The sequence below is a fragment of the Kitasatospora sp. MY 5-36 genome, assembly GCF_001182915.1.
Classification (GTDB): domain Bacteria; phylum Actinomycetota; class Actinomycetes; order Streptomycetales; family Streptomycetaceae; genus Kitasatospora.
In genome coordinates this window covers 1-1,667 of the sequence record NZ_LFVW01001147.1, presented here as the reverse complement: position 1 = coordinate 1,667, position 1,667 = coordinate 1, and the positions used below count along the sequence as shown (strand labels likewise).

General features: G+C 75.0%; 1 protein-coding gene. It reads left to right on the top strand.

Annotation, left to right across the window (positions count from 1 at the left end; translation table 11 throughout):
* The first annotated feature begins 584 nt into the window (after positions 1–584).
* Positions 585–1,373: a trypsin-like serine protease gene (locus tag AE652_RS40920; RefSeq protein WP_049661008.1), complete on the top strand. Its 789-nt coding sequence runs from the start codon at positions 585–587 to the stop codon at positions 1,371–1,373.
* Positions 1,374–1,667: the final 294 nt, after the last annotated feature.

The following is a 1,667-nucleotide window of genomic DNA, read 5'->3' as shown; positions in this document are numbered from 1 at the left end:
GGGGGGGGGTGGTCGGCTGCGCTGTCTGGCGACGGGCCATTCTTGGCAGGGCCGGGGACGGGTGGCAAAGGCGTTCGCTACTACGCAGGGTCGTGGCTGAGGGGTGGCCGGAGCGGGGCCCGGGGGTTGATTTGGATAGATTTGTCCGAATCGCCCCTCTGGAGGTAGCGACCCCGGGGTGGCGGTGGATCGCACCGCCGGCAGGTGCGGTGGCCTGTGTTCTTCAGGCGGATCGCGGTCGCGGGCGGCCCGGTCGGGGCGGCTCGACGGCGCCGGGGGCGGTGCCGCGGGGAGCGCGTCCACTATCGGGGATCGTGGATGGCGATCCCGCTGTGGGCGGGCTCACACGCCGACGGGCGCGGCGTCGACGCGGAGTGAGCGGCCGGTGACGGCTCCGGGGGGGGTCGCGCACGGGATTCCCCGGAGCGGGCCGCGTGGTTCGGTGCGCGATCGTCCCGGGCCCTCCGCACCCGGAACCCCTCATTGCCGTGTTCCTGCCAGATCCGACCGGCAAGGGCGGACCCCTCCTATCGCGCCGCCCGTCGGGCCACTCTCGGTCTTCCCCCACCTGCAAGGAGGATCTGATGAAGCGTCAACTCGGCAGGTTCGTCTGCCTGCTGGCCGGCCTGGTGCTCGGCGCCGGAGCGCTCGTGCTGCCCGCCGCCGCCTCACCCGAGCCGTCGCCGAGCGTGGTCGGCGGCACGCGGGCGGCGCAGGGCGAGTTCCCGTTCGTGGTGCGGCTCTCGATGGGCTGCGGCGGCGCGCTCTACACCTCGCAGATCGTGCTCACCGCCGCCCACTGCGTCGACGGCACCGGCGCCGACAGCAGCATCACCGCCACCGCGGGGGCGGTCGACCTGAACAGCGGCAGCGCGGTCAAGGTCCGCTCCTCGTACGTGTACCAGTCGCCCGCCTTCACCGGCGCCGAGAACGGCGACGACTGGGCGCTGATCAAGCTGGCCTCGCCGGTGAGCGGTGGCCAGGTCAGCACCCTGCCGATCGCCACCTCCACCGCCTACGACAGCGGCACCTTCACCATCATGGGGTGGGGCGCCGCGCGCGAGGGCGGCGGCCAGCAGCGGTACCTGCTCAAGGCGACCGTGCCGTTCGTCGACGACGCCACCTGCGCCCGCGCCTACCCGGGGCTGAACGCGGCCGGCTCGCTCTGCGCGGGCTACGTCTCCCAGGGCGGCGTCGACACCTGCCAGGGTGACTCCGGCGGCCCGATGGTCCGGCAGGACGCGGCGGGCCGCTGGGTCCAGGTCGGCATCGTCAGCTGGGGCAACGGCTGCGCCCGCGCGGGCTACCCGGGCGTCTACAGCCAGGTGAGCACCTACGCGGCCGACATCGCCGCGGCGGCGGCCGGCCTCTGATCCGACCCGGCGGGTCCCCGGACTGACCCGGAAGGTCACTGATCCGACCCGGCAGGGCCGGTCGAAGCGGTACGGCAGGGCCGGTCACCACACCCGCAGGTGGTGGCCGGTCCTGCCGTTCCGCGACGGACCGGGGGCGGCCGTGCCCGGGGAGCCTCACCCGAGCAGCCACTCCTCGGCCCGCCGTCGCTCCCGGGCGATGCGGCCGGCGGTGTGCGGGGGCAGCCGGGTGAGCAGGGCGACGGCGGCGTCGGCGTGGCCGGCGAGGACGTGGGCGCCGGCGAGGCGGGCGGT

What these genes read in the sequence shown, in the direction of transcription:
- AE652_RS40920 (WP_049661008.1), top strand. Translation starts at nt 585, where the DNA reads ATGAAGCGTCAACTCGGCAGGTTCGTCTGCCTGCTGGCCGGCCTGGTG.